Here is a 23,396-nt window from a genome sequence, read left to right on the forward strand (position 1 = left end):
ATGCGTTCGTTTCCCTTCCTCCCGACGTTGGTCGCGCTTTCCCTCGGTCTCGCCGCCGCTCAGGTACAAGCCGTCGAACTCGATATTCCGGCCCAGCCCCTGGATTCGGCGCTTACCGATTTCGCCGAACAGGCGGGCATTCGCCTGTTGTACGACGCCAACCTGACGCGCGGCGTAGGCGGCAGCAGCGCGTTGAAGGGTGACTACTCTGTCAGTGACGGGCTGCAGCAGCTGCTGCAGGGCAGCGGCCTGAGCTTCAGCATCGGCGCCGATGGCACCGTCACGCTGATCCCGCGCCCTGCGGATGACGACGTGCTGGAGCTGGGTGCCACTACCGTCAGTGGCCAGGTCGACGGCCGCCGCGACCTGCCGAGTGAATACGCCGGCGGCCAGGTGGCGCGCGGCGCCAACATCGGCCTGCTGGGCAACCAGGACATGCAGGACGTGCCCTTCGCCTTCTCCAGCTATACCAGCGAGCTGATCGAGACGCGTCAGGCACAGACCCTGGCCGATGTGCTGGCCAGCGACCCGGGCGTGCGTCAGTCCTACGGTTTCGGCAACTTCTCCCAGGTCTTCGTCGTGCGCGGCTTCCAGCTGTACAGCGACGATATCGCCTTCAACGGCCTTTACGGCATCCTGCCCCGGCAGATCATCTCCACCGAGTCGGTTGAGCGGGTCGAGGTGTTCAAGGGGGCCAATGCCTTTCTCAATGGCGTGTCGCCCAGTGGCAGCGGCGTCGGCGGGGCGATCAACGTGGTATCCAAGCGTGCCGAGGACACCCCGACGCGCAGTTTCACCCTGGATTACGCCAACGACAGCCGGGTGGGTGGGCACCTGGATCTTGGCCAGCGCTTCGGTGAGGACAACCGCTTCGGCGTGCGCCTGAACCTGGCGCAGCGTGAGGGCGAGACGGGCGTTGACCGGGAGCATTCGCGCTTTCACTTGGCAGCCCTGGGACTAGACTATCGCGGCGATCGCCTGCGCCTGGCGACGGATCTCGGCTACCAGAAGCAGCGTGTGAACCAGGGCCGTTCGGTGGTGTACCTGACCACCACCTCCAACGCCACAGTCACCAGCACCCTCAACGGCAAGGTGCCGTCGGCGCCGGACTCCAAACACAACTACGCCCAGCCCTGGAGCTGGTCGCAGCTCGAAGACAGCTACGCCATGTTCAGCGCCGAGTACGATCTGTCGCCGTCCTGGACGGCTTATCTGATCGGTGGCGGCAAGTACACGCGAGAGAACGGTGTGTACGCCTCCAACTACGTGTACGGCGCCGATGGCGCAGCACAAATTGGTCGCCTGTATTCGCCTCTGGATCAGGAAACCCTTAGCGTGGCCACTGGCCTGCGTGGCGATTTGCTGACCGGGCCGGTCAGCCACAAGCTCAACCTGGCGGCTAACGGCATCTGGCAGGAAAAGCGCAATGCCTTCGAGTCCACTACCGTTGACAATCGTGGCTACGGCAACCTTTACGAGGGCCTGCCCGTACCCGTGCCGACGGCCAGCCCGCCCTCCGGCGACCTGCATGATCCGGATACCACTGCCAAGGTGCAGAACAAAAGCCTGGCCGTGTCCGATACCCTGGGCTTCTACGATGATCGTGTACTGCTGACCCTGGGCGTCCGGCGCCAAACCATCGGCGCTGATGCCTGGAGCGCGGCCAATGGCAGCCGCACTTCCAACTATCAGGAGAGCATCACCACACCGGCTTACGGCCTGGTGATCAAGCCCACCGAGTATTTGTCGCTCTATGCCAACCGCGTGGAATCGCTGCAGCAGGGACCGACCGCGCCCAACGCCGCGAACAACCGCGGGACGATGTTCGCGCCTTATCGCTCCAAGCAGACCGAGCTGGGGATGAAACTGGACTGGGGACGCTTTGGCGGCAACCTGAGCGTCTTTCGCATCGAACAGCCGCAAGGCGTGATCGATGGTAACGGCAACTACGGCGTGGATGCCGAGCAGCGCAACCGCGGCGTCGAGCTGAGCCTGTTCGGTGAGCCGCTCGGTGGCCTGCGCCTGTTGGGTGGGGCGACCTGGACCGAGGCTGAGCTACGCGGCACTGCAGGCGGTACCAATGACGGCAACCAGGCCGTCGGGGTTCCGGAATTCCAGTTCAACCTCTCTGCCGACTGGGACGTGCCGGGCGTGCCCGGTCTGAGCCTCAATGGTCTGTTGCTGCGCACCGGAGGCCAGTTCGTGGATGCCGGCAACGACTACAGCATTCCCGCCTGGACCCGCGTTGACCTGGGCGCCCGCTACAAGACCCGTCTGGACGAGCGCGCGCTGACCCTCAACGCGGTGGTGGAGAACGTCGCCGACGAGAACTACTGGGCGTCGGCCAATGGCGGTTACCTGACCCAGGGCGCGCCGCGTACCTTCAAGGTCTCGGCGACGGTGGATTTCTAAGGCGCCTGCCACACCGCATAAGATGCCTGCGCTCGCACGGGGCGGTTGATCCCGTTGGACGATTGTTTCCATACTGCCTCCTTTGCCGCATGCCGAGGAGGCTCGATGTTCGCCCTCAGCGACACCCTGGAGCGGCGCTTTGCCGCGCTGAAAACCACCGCCGATTTCTGGTCGCTGCGCCATGTGCAGGAAAGCCGGGAATCCTACTGGGTGCGCCGACGGGTCGCGCAGGCACCGTCCTTCGTCGATGATGGCGGCGCCATGCTTAGCGTGCGCATTGCCGGCGTCGAGGCCTACGCGGCCACCTGCGACATCAGCCAGGCCGGTCTGCAGGCGGCGCTGCAGCGGGCCGAGCAGATGGCCCGAAGCCTGGCCGGTCATAACCTGCTGGATCTCGGCAGCCTGCCGCAACCAGCCGAGCAGAACGATGACGTGATGCCGGGTTACGATCAGCGGCAGGATGGTGTCGCGCACTGGTACGAGCTGCTGATGGCGGAATCGGCGCTGATTCCCCGCGATGCCCGCCTGATCGACAGCCATGTCGGGCTGACCTTCACCGCTCACGAGCAGATCTATCTCAACAGTGCCGGCGCGCGCCTGCGTCGTGCTCAGCGTTATGTCTTCCCCCAGGTCGGCGTGACCGCCAGCGACGAGCGCGACAGCCAGAGCCGCAGCTTCGGTGGCAGCCATCTGGCGCGCCAGGGTGGCGCCGAGGTGCTCGATCAGCTGGGCGTGATCGGCAGTGCGACGCGCATCGCCGATGAGGCGTTGCAGCTGCTGCTGGCACCGAACACGCCGAACGACTCGCGCGATCTGCTGCTGATGCCCGACCAGATGATCCTGCAGATTCACGAGTCCATCGGCCATCCGCTGGAGCTGGACCGCATCCTCGGTGACGAGCGCAACTTCGCCGGCACCAGCTTTATTCGCCAGGAAGATTTCGGTCACTACCGCTACGGTTCGCCGCTACTCAACGTCAGTTTCGATCCGGACGTGCCGGGAGAGCTGTCCAGCTATCGTCATGATGACGATGGCACGCCGGCCGAGCGCCAGTTGCTGATCCGTGACGGCATTCTCCAGCGTCCGCTGGGCGGCGCGCTGTCGCAGTGGCGCAGCGGTTTGCCGGGAGTCGCCAACAGCCGCGCCTGCAGCTGGAACCGGCCGCCGATCGATCGTATGGCCAACCTCAATCTGGAACCGGGCGACAAGACCCTTGCCGCGCTGATCGGTGGCATCGAGCGCGGCATTTTGATGAGCAACAACCGCTCCTGGTCGATCGACGATGCGCGCAACAAGTTCCAGTTCGGCTGCGAGTGGGGTCAGTTGATCGAGAACGGCGAACTCAAGGGTGTGGTGAAGAACCCCAACTACCGCGGCATCAGCTCGCGCTTCTGGCGCAACCTGCGTGCGGTGGGCGACGCCAGTACCTTCGAGATACTCGGCACGCCCTACTGCGGCAAGGGCGAACCCAATCAGGTGATCCGCGTCGGGCATGCCTCTCCCGCCTGCGTATTCGCCGATATCGACGTTTTCGGAGGGGCCGCCTGATGGAAGCACGTCAGCATTTCAGCCAGCTGCTGGCGCAGTTGCAGGAGCAGGTCGGTGGCGAGGAGGGTTTCACCCTGGCCTATGCCGCCGAGGACTCAAGCTTCATTCGTTTCAATCACGGGCAGGTGCGCCAGGCGGGGCAGGTGCAGCAGGTGTACGTCACGCTGTCGCTGTATCAGGGGCAGCGTCATGCCGAAAGCAGACTGGCGCTCAGCGGTGTGCTAGACGAGGATGCGCCCCGTCTGCAGCAAGCTCTGCAGCGACTGCGAGCGGTACTGCCCACCCTGAGCGACGATCCGTATCTGCGCCTGAATCGTGAAGCCTGGCGCAGTGACGTCACTGCGTCCGCCGCGCCGCTGGATAGTGCGGCCATGGCGGTACAGATCGTCCGTGCTGCCAGCGGTCTGGATCTGGTCGGCTTTCTTGCCGTCGGGCCGCAATACCAGGGCTTCGCCAGTTCCTGGGGCGCGTTCGGCTGGTACGCCGCGAGCAGTTTCAACCTCGAATTCAGCCTGTTCCACAAAAATGGCCAGGCGGTGAAAAGCGCCTATGCCGCTGAGCAGTGGGACGCTCAGGCCTTCGCCCGCAAGCTCGAGGACGCGCGGCAGCAACTGGCGTATCTCGGCCGCCCGGCCAAGGCATTGCAGCCCGGGGCTTATCGTGCCTACCTGGCGCCGGCGGCGCTGGAGGAGCTGATCAGCCTATGCTGCTGGGGCTTCGGCGCGCAGGCGCTGGCCTCGGGCGGCAGCCCACTGCAGCGCCTGTACAACGGCAAGGCCGAGCTCAGTTCGCGGGTGACCATGGAAGAGCGTATCGAGGGTGGCCTGGCACCGGCATTCACGCCTGAAGGGCCACGCCAGCCGCTGCGTCTGATCAGCCAGGGGCGGCCCGTCGAGCGCCTGGTCAGCTCGCGCAGCGCCGCCGAGTACGGTCTGCTCGCCAATGGCGCCTGCCGAGGCGAATACCCGCTGTCGTTGCGCATGCAGGGTGGCGAGCTGGACGAGCAGGACGTTCTGCAGCGTCTGGGTACCGGCCTGTATATCGGCAACCTGTGGTACGGGAATTTTTCCGATCTGCCGGCCGCTCGTCTGACCGGCATGACCCGCTTCGCCACCTTCTGGGTCGAGGACGGGCAGATCCACGCACCGGTCACCACCATGCGCTTCGACGACTCGCTGTTCGATGTGCTCGGCGCGCAGCTCGAAGCCCTGACCCGAGAGCCCGAACTGCTGCTGCCCGGCGGCACCTACGGCGCCCGGCAGACCGGCTCGATGGCGCTGCCGGGAGCCTTGCTCTCGCGCTTTACCCTGACCTTGTAGGTGGCTTACTTGCTCGCCTTGAGCACTACGAACTTGGGGTTGGCCGCCACCTGCTCGACACCGCGGAACAGGCGCGCCAGCTTGGCGTGATAGCCCAGGTGGCGGTTGCCGACTATCCACAGTTCGCCGCCGGTCACCAGCGCCGCACGGGCTTGCTGGAACATGCGCCAGGCGAGAAAGTCGCCGACTACCTGCTGCTGGTGGAACGGCGGGTTGCACAACACCAGGTCCAGCGAGCCAGCCGGCTGCTCCGCCAGGCCGTCGCCGGCACGGATGGTCACCGGCCGATCACCGAGGGCCGCGCGCCAGTTTTCCTGCGCCGACTGCACGGCCATGTACGACTCGTCGACCAGGGTTAGCTGCGCCTGCGGGCTATTCATGGCATAGGCGATGCCGAGCACGCCATTGCCGCAACCCAGATCGGCGACGCGGCGCGCGTCGAGGTGCCGCGGCAGGTGTGGCAGAAAGGCACGGGTGCCGATGTCCAGACCGTCGCGGCAGAACACGTTGGCGTGGTTGATCAGCTCCAGAGCCGGTTTGTCCAGACGGTAGCGGCTCGGGTAGGGCGAGTCCGGCACGGCCTTGTTCTCCGGCGCGCTCATCAGCAGGCGCGCCTTTTTCACCGCCAGTGAAGCCTGCACGGGGCCGATGTATTTTTCCAACAGATCACCCGCCGCACGCGGCAGATGCTTGACCATCGCCGCGGCCACCACGCGGGCGTTCGGCGCCAGCTGGCCATGCAGGCGAATCAGTTGCTCCTCCAGCAGCGCCAGGGTCTTGGGTACGCGGATCAGCACCCAGTCGAACGGACCCAGCGGTGTTTCGCTGCTCGGCACAAAGGACACTGCATCGCTGCCCAAACCATTGGCCGCGAGGTTCTTCTGCAGGGCGAGAAACCCCAGGTGCGAATCGCTGCTGCTGGTCACCCGGCAACGCCCGGCCAGCGAACAGGCGAGGGCGCCGAAACTGTCGTTGAGCAGCAGTACCGAATCCTTGGCCTGCAGGCCGTGCTCATGCAGATGGTTGAGCAGATACTCGTCCGCGGCGTCGAACGCTTGCAGAGGCTCGTTCGCCTGATGCGGTTGGCGCAGCAGCTCGAGGCTGGCGAAGGGCGTCGTGAAAATAGGCATGGAAACCGTCGGTGTTTGCCGGCCGCACAATGCGCGACACTGGCAGCAGATTCGAACAAGGGGGCGATTATGACCGTCAGCGAAGACAAGTTCACCCGTCAGACGCTGCTCGAGGTGCACAGCCTGACGCCGAGCCTGTTTACCTTGCGTACCACCCGGGATGCAGGCTTTCGTTTTCGCGCCGGGCAGTTCGTCCGGCTGGGCGTGGAAAAGGCCGACGGCAGTCTGGTCTGGCGCGCCTATTCGCTGGTCTGCGCGCCGCATGACGAGTTTCTCGAGTTCTTCTCCATCGTGGTACCGGGCGGCGAGTTCACCAGTGAGCTGAGCCGCTTGCGTGTCGGTGACAGCCTGCTGGTGGAAAAAATGGCGACCGGCTACCTGACCCTGGATCGCTTCGTCGATGGCCGCGACCTGTGGCTGCTGGGCAGTGGCACGGGTATCGCGCCATTCCTGTCGATGCTGCAGGATTTCGAGGTCTGGCAACGCTTCGAGCGCATCGTACTGGTGTACAGCGCCCGGACCTGCGCCGAGCTGGCCTATCAACCGCTGATCAGGGGGCTTGGTCAGCTGGAACATCTGGCCGGGCTCGCCGACAGGCTCACCTACCTGCCGGTGGTCACCCGCGAGCAGGCGCCGGGCTGTCTCAATGCGCGCATCACCGAGCTACTTGATAACGGCGAACTGGAGCGCGCCGCCGGACTCAAGCTGACGCCCGAACATTCACGGGTGATGATCTGCGGCAACCCGCAGATGATCGACGACATTCGCCAGCGTCTGAAGGCGCGCGGTCTGAACCTGAGCCTGACCCGGCGACCGGGTCAGGTGGCGGTGGAAAACTACTGGTAATCAGACTTCGCGGATCGATTTGATCCGATGCTCCCAGCGGCGCTTGGCGAAGCGGCGCATGTTGGGGATGTCGTCGGTCTCGTCGAGGATCGGCTTGCCGATGATGGTTTCCATGATGTCTTCCAGCGTCACCAGGCCGCGCCAGCTACCGAACTCGTCGTACACCAGGCACATGTGCTGACGCTCCTGCATGAGCAGGGTCATCAGGTTTTCCACGTTCATGCTGTCCGGCACGACTTTCAGCGGCTTCATGATCCGGGTGATCGGCTCGGCATCGTTCTCGGCGGCCAGGGCGTCGTAGCGGAACACCACGCCCAGCGGCGCTTCGTCTTCACCGATGACCGGGTAGCGGGAAAACTGGCTTTCCCTGGCGCGCGCCTTGAACGCGGCGATCGATTCATCCGGCGCGGCCGACTCGCAGACGATGCGCGGGGTCATGATGTCGCGCAGACGAATTTCATGCAGATCGAGAATATTGCCGATGACCCGCTGTTCGTCTTCGTCGAGCTTGCCCACTTCGCGGCCGAGCAGGGTCAGCGCCTTGATCTCCTGGCGAATGTCATGCTCCGGCTCCTTGCCGCCGAACAGGCGCATGATCAGGTCCGAGAGCACGATGAACGGCTTGAGCAGCAGGATCATCGCGCGCAGCAGGCCCGGCAGAAATGGCGCCAGGGCGCGCCAGTAACGGGCACCGATGGTCTTCGGCAAAATTTCCGAAAGGACCAGAATCAGCAGCGTCATGACCGCCGAGGCGATACCCAGATAACCGTCACCGAAGACGATGGCGACCTGCGCGCCGACACCGGTCGCACCGACGGTATGCGCCACCGTATTGAGGGTCAGGATGGCTGCCAGTGGCTGATCGATCTTGTCTTTGAGTGCTTTCAGCCTTTCGTACAGCTGGGGCTTTGCAACCTTCTGCTGGGCGATGTAACTGGGCGTGAGGGAAAGCAGAGCGGCTTCGAGGATGGAGCAGATGAACGAAACCAGAATGGAGAGGACAGCGAACGCTATCAGGAGTGTCATTTAGGGGGGTAAGTGGCCAAGGGGCGATTAATCTAGCCGAAATGCAGAGAAAAATGCAGGAAAGCTGCAACATTTGTTTTCGCCGTGCAGGTTCATGCTGCTACGGTTCGCGCAAGTTTGGTGCTTGGCACCGCTCGGTCACTGCACGCAGCCCAGCTTCGGCTAGGCTGTGAAAGGTATCCTTGGGGAGAATATCTCATGCCGCTTGAACATCACCCGCTCAATCGAGAATTTCCGCAGCATCACGATGCGCTGCGCAAGCTGATGCAGAGCGATGCGCGTTTCGCCAGTCTGGCTGCCGAGTACGAGGCGCTGGACAAACGCATCTACGAGATAGAGGACGGCCGTTCGGCGACCGATGACCTGACATTACAGGGGCTAAAACTGCAGCGTGTGGGACTCAAGGACGAGATAGCCGGTCTGCTGCACGGGGCTACCTGAATCGGGTTTGATCGGGGTCAAGGGTTAGGGGCTGGAGACGGGCTAGCCTGCGCGCAACACCTTGAACAGGAGCTGCGCCATGCACGTCGATCATCACTCGCTTGTCCACGATTTTTCCGAAGACCGCGCAGCCCTGCAGCGCCTGCGCCAGGAAGATGCGCTGTTCGCCCGTCAGGCTGAGGAATACGAGGCCCTGGACAAGCGTATCTGCCGCATCGAAGACGGCATCGAGCTGCTCGACGATGTCTCGCTGCAGGCGCTGAAGCTCAACCGCGTCGCCCTCAAGGACGAGCTGGCGCGACAGCTCAAGCGCGCAAGTGGGCAGTGCTGCGGTTGCGGCAACGGCTGCGGAGGCTGACGGAAAACCTTCCGGAGCGCCTTCAGCCGCCAATCTCGCTGCACAGCTGTTCGTGGCTGAAGCCACTCCTACGCCATTGCGGGGCGACCCGCTTCAATGCACGGGCGGGTTGATCAGGTAGGTGAGCAACCCGTCCGCCTCTTCTTCCGTCCATACCGCGCGCACCGGTCTGGGCCACTCGCTCAGAAGCTGCTGCCAGAAGGCACACGCCAGCTCATCCTGACGGTAGTAGCGCAGCAGCCACGGGCTGCCATCGCCCATCACTTGTTGCACCAGCGCTCGGCCGATGCCGTGGCGGCGATACTTCTTCAAAATGAACAGGTCGGCGAACTCAAATGCCTCGATACCCGGCAGTTCGCTGCGCTCGATCAGCAGAAAACCGGCAATGAAGCCATCGGCAAGGATCAGTTGCGCGCTCCAGCCCGGCTCCTGCCAGTAACGCTGCAGGTGCGGCTGGTGAACGTAGAAGCGGCCATCCGTCTCCACGTCCTCCTGCTCCCAGTCGGAGCTTTCGTAGGCATAGAACTGGTAGAGGTTGGCCAGCAGCGGTAGCTGTTCGGCGCTGGTTGGCAGCAGTTGGATCTGCATGGGCGCGTTCCGGGCGAAGAGGGCGTGGTCTGTAAATTTATCCAGTTGTTCGGTATCGTTCCAGCCTTCGTTCAGCGGCAGGATCGATCGCAATGGCCAAGGCAAAACGCATGTACGGCTGCACCGAGTGTGGCGCCACCTTTCCCAAGTGGGCAGGGCAGTGCGGTGAGTGCGGCGCCTGGAATACCCTGGTGGAAACCGTGGTCGAGGGCGCCACGCCCAGCGGGCGCACCGGTTGGGCCGGCGACAAGGCCAATATCAGAACCCTGGCCGAGGTCAGCGTCGAGGAAATTCCGCGTTTCTCCACCGCCTCCAGCGAGCTGGATCGGGTGCTTGGCGGAGGCCTGGTGGATGGTTCGGTGGTGTTGATCGGCGGCGATCCCGGTATCGGCAAGTCGACCATCCTGCTGCAGACCCTGTGCAACATCGCCCAGCGCTTCCCGGCGCTGTACGTCACCGGCGAGGAGTCGCAGCAGCAGGTGGCCATGCGCGCAAGGCGCCTGGACCTGCCGCAGGACAAGCTGAAGGTGATGACCGAGACCTGCATCGAGTCGATCATCGCCACCGCGCGCCAGGAAAAGCCCAAGGTCATGGTCATCGACTCGATCCAGACCATCTTCACCGAACAGTTGCAGTCGGCACCGGGCGGCGTGGCCCAGGTACGCGAGAGCGCGGCGCTGCTGGTGCGCTTCGCCAAGCAGAGCGGCACGGCGATCTTCCTCGTCGGCCACGTGACCAAGGAGGGCGCATTGGCCGGGCCGCGCGTGCTGGAGCACATGGTCGATACCGTGCTGTATTTCGAGGGCGAATCCGACGGTCGTCTGCGTCTCTTGCGCGCTGTGAAGAACCGCTTCGGCGCGGTCAACGAGCTGGGCGTGTTCGGCATGACCGACAAGGGCCTCAAGGAGGTTTCCAACCCCTCGGCGATCTTCCTCACCCGTGCCCAAGAGGCAGTGCCCGGCAGCGTCGTGATGGCCACCTGGGAGGGCTCGCGACCGATGCTGGTGGAGGTGCAGGCGCTGGTCGACACCAGCCACCTGGGCAACCCGCGGCGCGTGACTCTGGGCCTGGACCAGAACCGCCTGGCCATGCTGCTGGCGGTGCTGCACCGCCACGGTGGTATCCCGACCTATGATCAGGACGTGTTTCTCAACGTCGTCGGCGGGGTGAAGGTACTGGAGACGGCCTCCGATCTGGCGCTGATGGCGGCGGTGATTTCCAGCCTGCGCAACCGGCCGCTGCAGCATGATCTGCTGGTGTTCGGCGAGATCGGCCTGTCCGGTGAGATCCGCCCGGTGCCGAGCGGCCAGGAGCGTCTGAAGGAGGCGGCCAAGCACGGCTTCAAGCGTGCCATCGTGCCCAAGGGTAATGCGCCCAAGGAAGCGCCGGCCGGGCTGCAGATCGTCGCGGTCACACGTCTTGAACAGGCGCTGGATGCGCTGTTCGAATAGGGGAGGGCGCAGCCGGATGCAATCCGGTGCTTGTGCAGTGCGGTTCATCCCGGATTCATCCGGCTACCGGACTGCGGCGTTCTGTCGCCAACGGGGCCTGGCGAAAACTGACGCAGATCAACAGGTAGCTGGCTATCGGCGAGCAGCATGAGGGCGTATCCACTGAAGGAGACGCTCTCATGTTCCTGTTCTTCGATTACTTTTCCCGTGCCTTCAACTTCGACGCCAAGGCAACGCAGTCACGCGAGGCCCATGGTGAGGTGCTGCGCATTCAGGCGCTTCGCCAACAACGCCAGCAGCGTGAGGACGAGGCGGCGCGCAAGCGCCATTGAAGCGACTCAGTCGTCTTCGCCCAGCGCCGCCAGTTCGCGTTCCAGCAACTGCTCATCGCCAAGGTTGAGTTCGACCAGGCGGCGCAAATGACTGATGGATTCCAGATCGATATGACGGCAGACGAAGCCCAGGGATTTTGACTGGGTGCGTGTCAGCTCCACCTCCATCTTCACCTTGGCTTCGCCCCCTAGCTCGATAAGGGCATCGAAGGGTTGATCCGGGTCGCCGTTCCAGTCACCAGGCGTGCTGATCAGCAGGCCCTTGAGAGAAATATCGCGCAGAGCTGCCGACCATTGCCGCTTGCCCTGGGCGATGATGGTGGGCGCGTCGAAAGCGATACGATGAAAGCGCCGACGCTCGTTGGCTGATTCACTCATGCCGATACTCCTGAAGGATTTACAACACTATAGCCAAGGCTGATGGCCATGTACGCCAGCCCATGTGCCGTAGCACACAACCGATGCACATTAGTTTGACAGGTAGCCAAGTCTCGCCGAAGCTCCTTATGCGGTTTTTATTACTCGATATTGCGGAGCGATAGATATGAGCAAGCGACTGCTAGGCAAAGGTTTGGTCTTCGGCCTGTTGAGCATGGCCAGTGTTGGTGCTTTCGCCGATGCTGCGGGCGGCAATGGTTGCGGCTGGGGCAACATGTTGTTCGAAGGCCAGCGTGGCATGGCCCCGCACTTCCTGGCCACCACTACCAACGGCACTTCGGGTAACGCCACCTTCGGTATGACTTCCGGGACCAATGGCTGCGATACCAGCGGTGCGTTGGGCTACAACGGTCGTTCGATGCTGGCAATGAACGGCATGCTCGATTCCATCGCCGAAGACATGGCCATGGGCCGGGGCGAAGCGCTGGATGCATACGCCACCCTGCTGGGCGTCGAGGCTCAGGACCGCGCGCATTTTGCCAAGGTCACCCATGACAACTTCGGCACCATCTTCAGCCAGGCCGACGCCACCAGCGAGCAGGTACTGGCCGCTACCCTCGATGTAATGAGCCGTGATGCGCAACTGGCGCGCTATGTGAAACAGCCGGCCTAAGGCAAACCCCAGGCAAAAAGAAGCCCGCCTTTGGCGTAACGCTGTTCACATAAGAAATGGTTGGACGCGATCAGTCCCCTCGCCCCTTTGGGAAGAGGGTTAGGGAGAGGGGAAAACTGGCAGTTTTGCTGTGTTTTCAGCCCTCTCCCCCAGCCCCTCTCCCATAAATGGGAGAGGGGAGCCAAACGTGTACAACCTTAAGTGAACAGCATTGCGCCAATCGGCGGGCTTCTTTGTTTCAGGCGTAGCCTTAGTTGGCGTAGACCGGGAACTTCGCGCACAGCGCCTTGACCTGCTCACGCACGCGGCCTTCGACTTCCTCGTTGCCGAGGTTGGCCAGCACTTCGCAGATCCAGCCCGCCAGCTGACGGCACTCGTCTTCCTTGAAGCCACGGGTGGTCACGGCCGGGGTGCCGATACGCAGGCCGGAGGTGACGAAGGGCGAACGCGGGTCGTTCGGCACGCTGTTCTTGTTCACGGTGATGAAGGCGCGGCCCAGGGCGGCGTCGGCATCCTTACCGGTGATGTCCTGCTTGATCAGCGAGAGCAGGAACAGATGGTTCTGCGTGCCGCCGGAAACCACGTCGTAGCCGTTGTCGATGAACACCTGGGCCATGGTCTGGGCGTTCCTGATCACCTGGGCCTGGTACGCCTTGAACTCGGGCTGCAGCGCTTCCTTGAAGCACACCGCCTTGGCGGCAATGACATGCTCCAGCGGGCCGCCCTGGCCGCCCGGGAACACCGCGGAGTTGAATTTCTTCTCCAGTTCTTCGTTCTTGCGCGCCAGGATCAGGCCACCGCGCGGGCCGCGCAGGGTCTTGTGGGTGGTGGTGGTGACCACGTCGGCGAAGGGGACCGGGTTCGGGTACAGGCCGGCGGCGACCAGGCCCGCCACGTGCGCCATGTCGACGAACAGGTAGGCACCGACCTTGTCGGCAATGGCGCGGAAGCGGGCAAAGTCCAGCACCTGCGAATAGGCGCTGAAGCCGGCGATGATCATCTTCGGCTTGTGCTCGACGGCCAGGCGCTCGACTTCGTCGTAATCGATCAGACCGGCATCGGTGATGCCGTACTGCACGGCATTGTAGATCTTGCCGGAGAAGCTGACGCTGGCGCCGTGGGTCAGGTGGCCGCCGTGGGCCAGGCTCATGCCCAGCACGGTGTCGCCAGCATTGAGCAGGGCCATGTACACGGCGCTGTTGGCCTGGCTGCCGGAGTGCGGCTGGACGTTGGCATAGTCAGCGCCGAACAGCTCCTTGGCACGGTCGATGGCGAGTTGCTCGACCACATCGACGTACTCGCAGCCACCGTAGTAACGCTTGCCCGGGTAGCCTTCGGCGTACTTGTTGGTAAGCACGCTGCCCTGAGCTTCCATTACCGCCGGGCTGGTGTAGTTTTCCGAGGCGATCAGCTCGATGTGCTCCTCCTGGCGCTGGGCTTCCTGCTCCATCGCGGCAAAGAGTTCGGCGTCAAAACGAGCGAGGGTCAAATCACGGCTGAACATGGCGGTCCCCTGAAATCAGCTGGGCGGTTGAAAGAGGGGCGGATTCTACCGCAAACGTCGCATTCAGGCATATGAAGGTCGGTCATGAGCCTGGCAAGTGGCCCTCATAGCGCCTACCGCCTTGGCCTCAACTGAGTATGAACAGCGCCGCACCGCCGAACTGGGCACTGAACTGGCTCGCCTGCATCGGCCTGCCGAGCAGGTAGCCCTGCACTTCGTCACAGCCATGTTCGCGCAGGAACTCCAGCTGGGCGTGACTTTCCACGCCTTCGGCGATCACCATCATGTTCAGACTGTGCGCCATGGCGATGATGGCGCGGGCGATCTGTGCATCCTGTTCGCCATCGGGCAGACCGTCAACGAAGCTGCGGTCGATCTTCAGTACGTCGATGGGGAACTGCTTGAGGTAGTTCAGCGACGAGTAGCCGGTGCCGAAGTCGTCCACCGCGATGCACAGCCCGAGGCGCTTGAGCTCGTTCAGGGTCTGCATCGCGCTGGAGACGTCGCGCATCAGGATGCTTTCGGTCAACTCCACTTCCAGGCATGCGGGCGCTACCCCGGTTCTTTCCAGGATGGTGGCGATACGCGCCGTCAGGTCGCCCTCGCCGAACTGGCGGGCCGACAGATTGACCGAGACCTTGGGGATGCGGATCTTTTCCTCGTGCCAGGCCTTGAGCTGCCTGCACGATTCTTCCAGTACCCACTCGCCGACCTGCACCACCAGGCCAAGCTCCTCGAGCACCGGAATGAAGTCATCCGGCGGCACCAGACCGCGGCTCGGGTGATTCCAGCGCAGCAGCGCTTCGACGCCGGTGAGGCGGCGGCCGTCGCCGGAGAACTGCGGCTGGTAGTGCAAAACGAACTGGCCCTGCTCCTGGGCGTGGCGCAGGTCGCTTTCCAGCTCCAGGCGTTCCAGTGCGCTGGCGTTCATGTCGGCCTGGTAGAACTGGAAGTTGTTCTTGCCGCGCTCCTTGGCGTGGTACATGGCGGTGTCGGCGTTCTTCATCAACTGGCTCAGTTCGTTGCCGTCCTGCGGGGCAAGCGCGATACCGATACTGGCGGTGACGAAGAACTCGCGGCCTTCGAGGACGAAGGGGCGAGCCAGGCTGGAGAGAATCTGCTCGGCAACATGAATGGCGCGATTGAGCGCGCCATCGCGGGTGGCGCGCGGCTGCAGCAACAGGGTGAACTCGTCGCCGCCCATGCGTGCAACCGTGTCGTCACCGTCGACACAGGCCGACAGGCGCACGGCCACGTCCTTGAGCATACGGTCGCCGGCGGCATGGCCGAGCGAATCGTTGATCGGCTTGAAGCGGTCGAGATCGAGAAACATCAGCACGACCCACTCGTTGTGCCGCTCGGCGTGCTGCAGGGCGCTATGCAGACGGTCCTGGAACAGGGTGCGGTTGGGCAGATGAGTCAGGGCATCGTAGTAGGCCAGACGATGAATGCGCTGTTCGCTGGCCTTGCGCTCGCTGATATCGCTGAAGAAGCACACGTAGCTGACCAGGTCGCCTTCCTCGTCATGCACGGCGGTGATGCCGACCCAGGCCGGGAAGTTCTCGCCGCCCTTGCGCTTGAGCCACACCTCGCCCTCCCAGCTGCCGCGCTGGTTGAGCTGACCGAGGATGTATTGCAGGTGAGTGGCCTGCTGGCGGTCGGCAGTGAGCATACCGGGCAATTGGTCGAGTACCTGGCCGGCCGAATAGCCTGTGACGCGACTGAACGCCTTGTTGACCTGGACGATGTAGCCGGCCGGATCGGTCACCAGGATCGCGGCGGTAGAGTGCTCGAATACCGTGGCGGCCATGCGCAGGTCTTTTTCTGCCCGGCGTTGCTGGCTGATGTCGCGGCCAACGCCGAGGATGCCTTCGAAGCGGCCGTTCTCGTCCCACATCAGCACCAGGCGTAGTTCTACCGGAATCTTGTGGCCGTCGGCGCGCAGGCAATCGAAGACGAACAACTGATCCGGCAGTTCGTCACGCAGGCGATTGAGGCGGTCGCGCTCGCCGAGCGCATCGCGGATGCGTTCGAGCAGCAGGTTGAGGCCGTCCAGTTGCTGCGGATTGGCCGCCAGGCCGTAGAAACTGTTGGCCATCACCCAGTTGACGGAATAGCCCAGGATTGGCTCGACCGAAGGGCTGACGTAGTTGAGGTTCAGCGCTCTATCGGTGGAGAAGATGACATCGCTGATGCTTTCGGCCAGCAGACGATAACGTTGCTCGCTGTCGCGCAGCGACTGGTTGCGCTCGATCTGCTCGGTGATGTCCTTGGCCACGCCGATCAGGCGACTGACGCGGCCGTGGTCATCGCGCGCCAGTGCCTGCTCGCGGATGCTGAACCAGTGCCACTGACCGTTACGATGGCGCCAGCGCAGCACTGACTCGAGCAGCAGGCCGTCGCCGACCACCTTCTGCAGATTGCGGATGCGCCAGTAGTATTCGGCATCGTCCGGATGCAGCACCTGCAGCCAGAAATCCTCGCGCATGGCGCGCAACTCGGCCTTGCTGTAGCCCAGCTGCAGGCCCAGGCTATGGTTGCTGAACAGCACCTGGCGGTTCTGCATGTCATGCACGTAGAGCAGGTCGGGCACCGAGCGCACCACCTCCGACCAGAAGCGCTCACGCTCGATCAGCGACAGCTCGATGCGCTTGCGGCTGGTGATGTCGCTGATGCTCAGGGTGACGGCTTGATAGTCCTGAATCATTTCCGGCAGCCGCAGCACCAGCCAGACGTGGCGTTGCAAACCCTGTGCGGTGACCAGCTGGGTTTCCAGCTCCACCAGATTGGGGCCTTCGAGCACGGCCACGGCCAGGCGATAACGCAAATCGTCCGGTTGCACCGGACCGTTATCGATCAATTGCTGCCAGGCCTGTTCGGTGGTCTTCACTCCGAGCAGATTGAGCGCCACCTGATTGGCCTCGGTGATGCGCAACTGCTCGACCAGCAGCTCGTGGTGTTCGGCATCGGCCCGCAGCCAGCGCTGCAGCCCTGCGGCGTCACGCAGCTTGTGCTGCAACAGCAGGCTGCGCACGCCGGAAAGATCAAGCACGCACAGGGCCACGCCGGTGCCTTCGAAGATGTCCTGATAGCGCCGGCGGGTTTCCTGCAGCACGCGCATGGCCTGCTGCTCGTTGGTCACGTCGCGCAGCACCCAGACGTAGCCGGCCTGGCGACCGATCTCGCTGATGTCGCTGCGGGTCACGGCGAACAGGCGCGCGCGGCCCTCGCTCGCCACTCTGACCAGCTCCGGCCCCAGATCATTGGCCAGGTTGGGGCTGTTGAGCAGCAGGGGGTCGAGATCGGGCAGCAGATCCAGCAGGTGCATGTCCCAGGCTGCTTCACTGCTGATACCGAACAGCGCCTCGGCCTGTGGGTTCAGGTAGCGCAACTTGCCGTCGGCCTGGGTGACCAGGATGCGCTCTTCGACGGCACCGAGGGCGCTTGCAGCCTGGCGCAATGAGCGGCGCGACTCGGTGTTCAGGCGTTGCAGGCGGCGTTGCTCGCGTTGCAGACCGTACAGGGCCAGCAAGGTAAGCAGGCTGCACAGCGCGAACAGCAGGAACTTGCCGGCCAGGGCTGGCATCAGCTCGTTGCCGGCGCGATCGGCATCAAACAGCGCGCGCAATTGCCAGTCGCTGCCTGGCAGGGGGATCAGCTCCAGGCTCTGTGCCTGCTCCGCTGCGGTAACCGGGGCGACAGAGTCACCGGGCTGTCGCAGATCATCGGCGCGGGCGATGACCCGCTGACTTTGCAGGTCTTCGAGCAACCACTGATATTCGCTTTGATGCTGTTCGCGCAGCCAGCGGCGCAGTGCGCTGGCGCGCATGCGCAAGACATACTGGCTGCCATCTGGCTGGGGCAACAGCAGATAAAGCGCGCCACCTTGCTGTGCGCTGAAGGCGAAGTGATAGGGCGCCGAGCCGGCGTGTCGTTGCAGGTTGCGAATGAAAGGGAGGTCACGAGATTCGCCGGCGCTATCGGCCAGCAACTGCCCATTGGCATCGAGCCGGGCCACGCTGCGCAGCGTCGGAAAAATGCTGCTCAGGGTCGCCACCCGGTCGCGGTCATTGCCCTCGTACTGCAGCATCGCCTGGCCTGCCTGCGCTTTCAGACGCATGCTCAGGCTCACGTGCTTGGCCAGCTGGGTGGCGTAATCCCGGCTCAGTCGCTTCTGGCTAGCGAGCAACTGGCGATACTCCTGAGTCAGTTGCCAGGCCAGCAATGCCAGAATCGCCACTACCAACACCACCAGCGCGCGCCGCAACACCGTTCGGTGTTTCGGTGCGCGCGACTCGCCCGGGGGAGATGAAGGCAGGGATGAGGGAGTCGACACGTTTGTGAACCTGCAGCCAGTGCTGAGCTATCTGAGCTTTGAGACAAATGAGCCGGCGTATGCCCATGTCAGCCGGGTAGGATGCCTGTAAACGTGGCCAAGTGCCAGCTTCGCCGACGAGCGTAGGTTTGCCCTGCCTCGTACATTACGGTAGCTTTGCGCCGCGCGCGTGAACTGTCCGCGCGGTACTTGGCGTTCGCTCCTGCAGGGGCTAAGGTCTCTGCCAATGCCCGGCTGCAGGCGTGATGAAAGTTGCCTGCAGCCGGTAACACGGCGGCCGGGCCGACAGGCACCGGGGTTTGCCTGATAGCCTGCGCATGTTGCCGGTGTCGTCACTCGCAATGTCCTCGCACTGTCTGCAAGGGCCGCCATTTCCAGCCTTTATTCTCACCAGTCAGGTTCTCCATGGCTCAGTACGTCTACAGCATGCATCGGGTCAGCAAGGTCGTCCCGCCGAAGCGTGAAATTCTCAAGGACATTTCCCTGTCGTTCTTCCCAGGCGCCAAGATCGGCGTGCTGGGCCTCAACGGTGCCGGTAAGTCGACCCTGCTGCGCATCATGGCCGGCGTCGATACCGAGATCGACGGCGAAGCCCGGCCGATGCCGGGCATCAAGGTCGGCTATCTGCCGCAGGAGCCGCAGCTCGACCCGAGCAAGACGGTGCGCGACATCGTCGAAGAAGCCGTAGGCGAGATCAAGCAGGCCCAGGCCCGCCTCGACGAGGTGTACGCCGCCTACGCCGAACCGGATGCCGACTTCGACGCGCTGGCCGCCGAACAAGCCAAGCTGGAGGCCATTTTGCAGGCCTCCGACGGCCACAACCTGGAGCGCCAGCTGGAAGTGGCGGCTGACGCCCTGCGCCTGCCGCCATGGGAGGCCAAGATCGAGCACCTGTCCGGTGGCGAGAAGCGCCGCGTGGCGCTGTGCCGCCTGCTGCTATCGGCGCCCGACATGCTGCTGCTGGACGAACCGACCAACCACCTGGACGCCGACTCGGTGGCCTGGCTGGAGCGCTTCCTGCACGACTTCCCCGGCACAGTGGTAGCGATTACCCACGACCGTTACTTCCTCGACAACGTTGCCGGCTGGATTCTCGAACTCGACCGTGGCCACGGCATCCCGTACGAGGGCAACTACTCCGGCTGGCTGGAGTCGAAGGCCAACCGCCTGGCCCAGGAAGCCAAGGCCGAGGCGTCGCACGCCAAGGCCATGAAGGCCGAACTGGAGTGGGTGCGCCAGGGCGCCAAGGCGCGTCAGGCCAAGTCCAAGGCGCGTCTGCAACGCTTCGAGGAAATGCAGTCGCAGGAATTCCAGAAGCGCAGCGAGACCAACGAGATCTATATCCCGGCCGGTCCGCGTCTGGGCGACAAGGTCATCGACTTTCACAACGTGTCGAAGTCCTTTGGTGACCGTGTGCTGATCGACGACCTGTCCTTCAGCATCCCGAAAGGTGCCATCGTCGGCGTGATCGGCGGCAACGGTGCCGGTAAGTCGACCCTGCTGCGCATGATCACCGGCAAGGAGCAGCCGGATTCCGGCACCATCGAGATCGGTGAAACCGTACAGATCGCCAGCGTCGAGCAGAGCCGCGACATGCTCGACGGCAGCAAGACCGTGTGGGAGCAGATCTCCGACGGCTTCGACATGATCAAGGTCGGCAACTACGAGGTGCCGTCGCGTGGTTACGTCGGCCGTTTCAACTTCAAGGGTGCCGACCAGCAGAAGTTCGTCAAGGACCTCTCCGGTGGTGAGCGCGGTCGTCTGCACATGGCGCTGACCCTCAAGCAGGGCGGCAACGTGCTGCTGCTCGACGAACCGTCCAACGACCTCGACGTGGAAACCCTGCGTGCGCTGGAAGAAGCGCTGCTGGACTTCCCCGGCGCTGCCATCGTGATCTCCCACGATCGCTGGTTCCTCGACCGTATCGCCACCCACATCCTCTCCTACGAGGACGACGGCAAGGTCAACTTCTTCGAAGGCAACTACACCGAGTTCGAAGCCGACCGCAAGAAACGCCTGGGCGATGCCGCCGCGCAGCCGCACCGCGTGCGTTACAAGAAGCTGGCGCAGTAAGCGTCAGTTCGATGAAAAACGGAGCCTCAGGGCTCCGTTTTTCATTAGGATCGCGGGCTATCTGTAGGAGCGGCGCCTCGCCGCGAATGGATGCGACTCGGACCCAATGTGCTTCGCCCCGGGGGCGGGGCTCCTACGCTAGGCTGTTTATTGCATTCTGCCGCATTAAAGCCTGGCCAGCAGGCTTTCCAGCGCCTTGGCCTGGTCCTCGGCCAGATCGATGATATGAAAGCCGGCCCAGCAATGCTGGCCGTCAGCGCCGGGGCGACTCCACAGGCAGTCGGCGCCCAGGCGCACTTCCTGTACTTCGGCGGCGCTGGAGGTGCAGACCAGGCGGCATTCCAGCACGGCATCCGCTGCATGTGGTGTATCGCTGAACAGCATGAAGCCATCGGCGGAAAGGTCGACGATGCGGCCAAGGCGCTGGCCGCTGTTCAGGTCGAAGACCTCCAGTTGCATTTCGGTGCCATGGCGGCTGTGTTGGCGACGCTCTTCCATGGAAATTCCTCAGCGGGGCTCTACTGTGCGTCCGGTGAAACGCTGTAGCACGCGGTAGATGGCGGTCAGTGCGCGATCCACCAACGGGGTCGCGCGTTCGGGGGTGACGATGCGGGCCAGGCCCTGTTCCATTTCGCTGGCCAGCAGGGTCAGCGGCTTGATCGCCACGCGCTGGCCGCTGTTGTCGACGAACATGTAGTTATGCGTGGTCGGGCTGAACCAGGAAAGCTTGAGTACGCGGCTCTTGTTGCCTTCGACGAACTCGAACCAGGTGCCGAACTCGACGTTGGCCAGCTCCCTGGCCAGCGCTTGTGCACGGGCAGAGAGCTTGCTGCGTGGCGGCGCCTGGCGAGCCAGGTCAGCATCCTCGCCGAGCATGGCGCCCAGCGGGCTATCCGGCAGGTTCGGCTTGAGCTGCGCCGCCAGTTGCGGCTGTTTGGCCTGCACCGCATGCTGGCAGGCCACCAGGTCCTGCAGCAGGCGGCGGATGCCGTCTTCGTGATAGCCGCCGAGTAGCTCCAGGCCCTTGCGCAGGTCGCTGAGCATCGGGACGCGTATGTCCTGCAGGCGCTGCTTGTCGTTGTCACCAAGCGGGGTGCCGCTCCAGGCCAGCTGCTCGGCCACCTCGCAGGCCCGCTGCCATTCCGCGCTCTGCTCGCCATGGCGCAGCAGCACGAAAACCAGTACGTCGGCCCAGGTGAGTTCGAGGAAGTTGCGGATGATCGCCGGCAGGTCGCGTTGATCGACGCAACGCTGAATCACCTCCAGTGCATGCTCGCGCGCGCCGAGCAGGCGATCCCGTCCCTTGGCCGCCTCGACCGCACGGCGCTCGCGCAGCTCGACCTTGTGGCGCAGGGTTGCGACGTACTCGTTGAACTCTTCGATCAGGCTGTCGAACAGCCCCAGATCGCCGCTGAAACCGTGGATCACCCGCTCGACCACCCAGTGCATCTTGGCCAGCAGGCCGCGTTCGTCGCCTTCGTTGCCATAGAGCACGCCGGCTTGCGCCATGGCGTTGAGCAGGCGCCTGGCCGGATGGTGATGCTGAGTGAACAGGGCTTTGTCGAGCAGGGCGATTTTCAGATAGGGCGTGTGCAGGTGTGAAAGCGCTGTCTTGCAGGCGTCCGGCAGATTCTCGTCGTCGAGAATGAAGTCGAACAGCATGCCGACCAGGTCGATCACGTCGGCTTCCTGGCCCGACACCTTGCTGTCGCCCGGCAGGCTGCTGTGCGCTTCGAGTTGCTGCTGCAGGTCGGCCTTGAGGCCTTCCACCGCCTGTGGCTTGTGTAGGCGCTGGGCCAGATCCTGGGCCGACTGCTGCTGCATACGGTTGAGTGCGGCGAGTAACTCGCTGGCGCTGTAGGTGCGGCTGGCCTGGCGCGGAGAGAAACTGACGATGCTGCGTGTGCCGCCGAGCAATGGCGCTTCAGGATGACTGTGGCGATGCTCGTCGAGCAGGCTGGACAGGCCACTGAACAGCGCGCCCGGATCGCTCGGCGGAGGGGCGCTGAGGTCCAGGTCGAGCAGCGCCGGTTCTGCGGGCTTTGATGTGGTACCTGGCTTGCTCGTCGACTGCGACTTGTGCGGCAGGGCATCCGGTTTGGTTGCTACCGGCCGGCTGACGCTTGGATTGACCTGCGCGCTGTACTTGAGGTTGGGCAATACGCCGGCATCGATCAGGCGCTGATTGAGCGCGCCATAGAGCGAGTCGAGGCTGTGCATGACATGCTTATCGAAGAGCATGTAGAGGATGGTCTTGATCTGCAGCGGGAACGGGCAGGGCGCCAGGGCATCACGAAACGCCTGGGCGATAGCCTGCGGGCCGAAGGGGTTGCTGTCCTCGCCGAGCTTCTGGCCGTTGTTGAGCAGCGCCAGGCGCTGATCCAGGGCGAACAGTGGCTGGGTGCAGCGCGCCTTGACCCGGCTGACCATATTGGTCACCTGCAGGGTTTCTTCGTAATCCTCGTTCTGCACCAGCGCCAACTGTTCCGGGTCCAGCTGAGCAGTGGCCGGGTTCTGCAGTTTGCCGTCGAGGAAGTCGGAGAAATTGCTGGCGATCTTCTGATGGTAGCTGCGCTCGATCTGCGGGCGCTGACGGCGAATTTCGCGCATGCTGTCGAAGAACAGGGTCTGCACCTTGTTGTTCTCGGCTTTTTCCGCGCATTCGAACAGGGTGTCGTCGACCTGACCGAACACGCCGCCGAGGTGCTCCGCCAGACGGTTCATCACCAGTTTGCGGCAGGCCTGTACCAGATCGCTGAAGCGCGGCTGGATGCCGCGGCTGGCGAGGCTGACCACCTTGGGGTGAACGGGGGGCTTGTCCTGGTTGCTCATGGACTGTCCTGGCTGGCGTCGTCGGCGGGCGCGTCCTGCACGCTGCCGCGGTTCAATGAAACATATAGTAGTCCATGCTCGTGCCGCAAAGCATTGTAGTAAAAGCAGTTTGCAGGGGTTGACAGGGAATTTTTGCTACGTAAAATGGC

18 protein-coding genes are annotated in these 23,396 nt (G+C 63.6%); 10 read left to right on the forward strand and 8 right to left on the reverse strand.

All coding sequences use genetic code 11. The features are described from left to right. From DXK50_RS11860 to DXK50_RS11870, 3 genes are all read left to right on the forward strand, one after another. Window positions 1-2,412 carry a TonB-dependent receptor gene (locus DXK50_RS11860; protein WP_212630464.1) on the forward strand — a complete coding sequence of 804 codons (2,412 nt, stop codon included), beginning with the start codon at window positions 1-3 and terminating at the stop codon, window positions 2,410-2,412. Window positions 2,413-2,517: 105 nt separating this feature from the next. Then, the gene (locus tag DXK50_RS11865; RefSeq protein WP_212630465.1) at window positions 2,518-3,960 is read left to right on the forward strand and encodes a TldD/PmbA family protein; all 1,443 of its coding nucleotides are present in this window, start codon (window positions 2,518-2,520) and stop codon (window positions 3,958-3,960) included. Then, complete coding sequence (locus DXK50_RS11870) at window positions 3,960-5,279, forward strand: TldD/PmbA family protein (RefSeq protein ID WP_212630466.1); 1,320 nt, start codon at window positions 3,960-3,962, stop codon at window positions 5,277-5,279. The genes DXK50_RS11865 and DXK50_RS11870 overlap by 1 nt, the downstream gene beginning before the upstream one ends. Window positions 5,280-5,284: 5 nt before the next feature. Here DXK50_RS11870 and DXK50_RS11875 read toward each other — a convergent pair whose 3' ends face one another. Then, complete coding sequence (locus DXK50_RS11875) at window positions 5,285-6,409, reverse strand: methyltransferase (protein WP_212630467.1); 1,125 nt, start codon at window positions 6,407-6,409, stop codon at window positions 5,285-5,287. 69 nt (window positions 6,410-6,478) lie between these two features. Here DXK50_RS11875 and DXK50_RS11880 point away from each other — a divergent pair, with 69 nt between their 5' ends. Further along, the gene (locus DXK50_RS11880; RefSeq protein ID WP_161864847.1) at window positions 6,479-7,255 is read left to right on the forward strand and encodes a ferredoxin--NADP reductase; all 777 of its coding nucleotides are present in this window, start codon (window positions 6,479-6,481) and stop codon (window positions 7,253-7,255) included. Here the strand turns inward: DXK50_RS11880 and DXK50_RS11885 are convergent, their stop codons facing one another. Then, on the reverse strand, window positions 7,256-8,281 hold the full coding sequence (locus DXK50_RS11885) for a CNNM domain-containing protein (protein WP_212630468.1): 1,026 nt from the start codon (window positions 8,279-8,281) through the stop codon (window positions 7,256-7,258). Between the two features lie 198 nt (window positions 8,282-8,479). Between DXK50_RS11885 and DXK50_RS11890 the strand changes: the two genes are divergently transcribed. Together DXK50_RS11890 and DXK50_RS11895 are read left to right on the forward strand one after the other, a co-directional pair. Further along, window positions 8,480-8,722 (forward strand): YdcH family protein, encoded by a 243-nt coding sequence (locus DXK50_RS11890; RefSeq protein WP_161864849.1) that lies wholly within the window; start codon window positions 8,480-8,482, stop codon window positions 8,720-8,722. Between the two features lie 79 nt (window positions 8,723-8,801). Beyond that, on the forward strand, window positions 8,802-9,080 hold the full coding sequence (locus DXK50_RS11895) for a YdcH family protein (RefSeq protein WP_161864850.1): 279 nt from the start codon (window positions 8,802-8,804) through the stop codon (window positions 9,078-9,080). A gap of 93 nt (window positions 9,081-9,173) precedes the next feature. Here DXK50_RS11895 and DXK50_RS11900 read toward each other — a convergent pair whose 3' ends face one another. After that, a complete protein-coding gene (locus tag DXK50_RS11900; protein ID WP_161864851.1) occupies window positions 9,174-9,668 on the reverse strand; it encodes a GNAT family N-acetyltransferase in 495 nt (164 codons plus the stop codon). Window positions 9,669-9,760: 92 nt separating this feature from the next. Between DXK50_RS11900 and radA the strand changes: the two genes are divergently transcribed. Beyond that, on the forward strand, window positions 9,761-11,119 hold the full coding sequence (gene radA, locus DXK50_RS11905) for a DNA repair protein RadA (protein WP_161864852.1): 1,359 nt from the start codon (window positions 9,761-9,763) through the stop codon (window positions 11,117-11,119). Between the two features lie 179 nt (window positions 11,120-11,298). Next, window positions 11,299-11,451, forward strand: coding sequence for a hypothetical protein (locus tag DXK50_RS11910; protein ID WP_178101772.1), 153 nt, complete (start codon window positions 11,299-11,301; stop codon window positions 11,449-11,451). A 6-nt stretch (window positions 11,452-11,457) separates the two neighbouring features. Here the strand turns inward: DXK50_RS11910 and DXK50_RS11915 are convergent, their stop codons facing one another. After that, window positions 11,458-11,829, reverse strand: a complete 372-nt coding sequence (locus DXK50_RS11915) for a PilZ domain-containing protein (protein WP_212630469.1) — start codon at window positions 11,827-11,829, stop codon at window positions 11,458-11,460. Window positions 11,830-11,995: 166 nt separating this feature from the next. Between DXK50_RS11915 and DXK50_RS11920 the strand changes: the two genes are divergently transcribed. Continuing rightward, window positions 11,996-12,502 carry a DUF3015 domain-containing protein gene (locus tag DXK50_RS11920; protein ID WP_212630470.1) on the forward strand — a complete coding sequence of 169 codons (507 nt, stop codon included), beginning with the start codon at window positions 11,996-11,998 and terminating at the stop codon, window positions 12,500-12,502. 250 nt (window positions 12,503-12,752) lie between these two features. On the opposite strand, the gene glyA is transcribed toward DXK50_RS11920, so the two are convergent. Beyond that, a complete protein-coding gene (gene glyA / locus DXK50_RS11925) occupies window positions 12,753-14,006 on the reverse strand; it encodes a serine hydroxymethyltransferase (RefSeq protein ID WP_212630471.1) in 1,254 nt (417 codons plus the stop codon). Between the two features lie 127 nt (window positions 14,007-14,133). Further along, complete coding sequence (locus tag DXK50_RS11930; protein WP_212630472.1) at window positions 14,134-18,342, reverse strand: EAL domain-containing protein; 4,209 nt, start codon at window positions 18,340-18,342, stop codon at window positions 14,134-14,136. A 405-nt stretch (window positions 18,343-18,747) separates the two neighbouring features. On the opposite strand from DXK50_RS11930, the gene ettA reads away from it, so the two are divergent. Further along, window positions 18,748-20,415, forward strand: coding sequence for an energy-dependent translational throttle protein EttA (gene ettA, locus DXK50_RS11935; RefSeq protein WP_161864856.1), 1,668 nt, complete (start codon window positions 18,748-18,750; stop codon window positions 20,413-20,415). A 165-nt stretch (window positions 20,416-20,580) separates the two neighbouring features. On the opposite strand, the gene DXK50_RS11940 is transcribed toward ettA, so the two are convergent. Both DXK50_RS11940 and DXK50_RS11945 read right to left on the reverse strand, forming a co-directional pair. Next, on the reverse strand, window positions 20,581-20,913 hold the full coding sequence (locus tag DXK50_RS11940; protein WP_161864857.1) for a PilZ domain-containing protein: 333 nt from the start codon (window positions 20,911-20,913) through the stop codon (window positions 20,581-20,583). Window positions 20,914-20,922: 9 nt separating this feature from the next. After that, a complete protein-coding gene (locus DXK50_RS11945; RefSeq protein ID WP_212630473.1) occupies window positions 20,923-23,247 on the reverse strand; it encodes a DUF1631 domain-containing protein in 2,325 nt (774 codons plus the stop codon). Window positions 23,248-23,396 lie beyond the last annotated feature (149 nt).

The organism is Pseudomonas sp. KB-10 (genome assembly GCF_018221585.1).
Taxonomy (GTDB): Bacteria; Pseudomonadota; Gammaproteobacteria; order Pseudomonadales; family Pseudomonadaceae; genus Aquipseudomonas; species Aquipseudomonas yangonensis.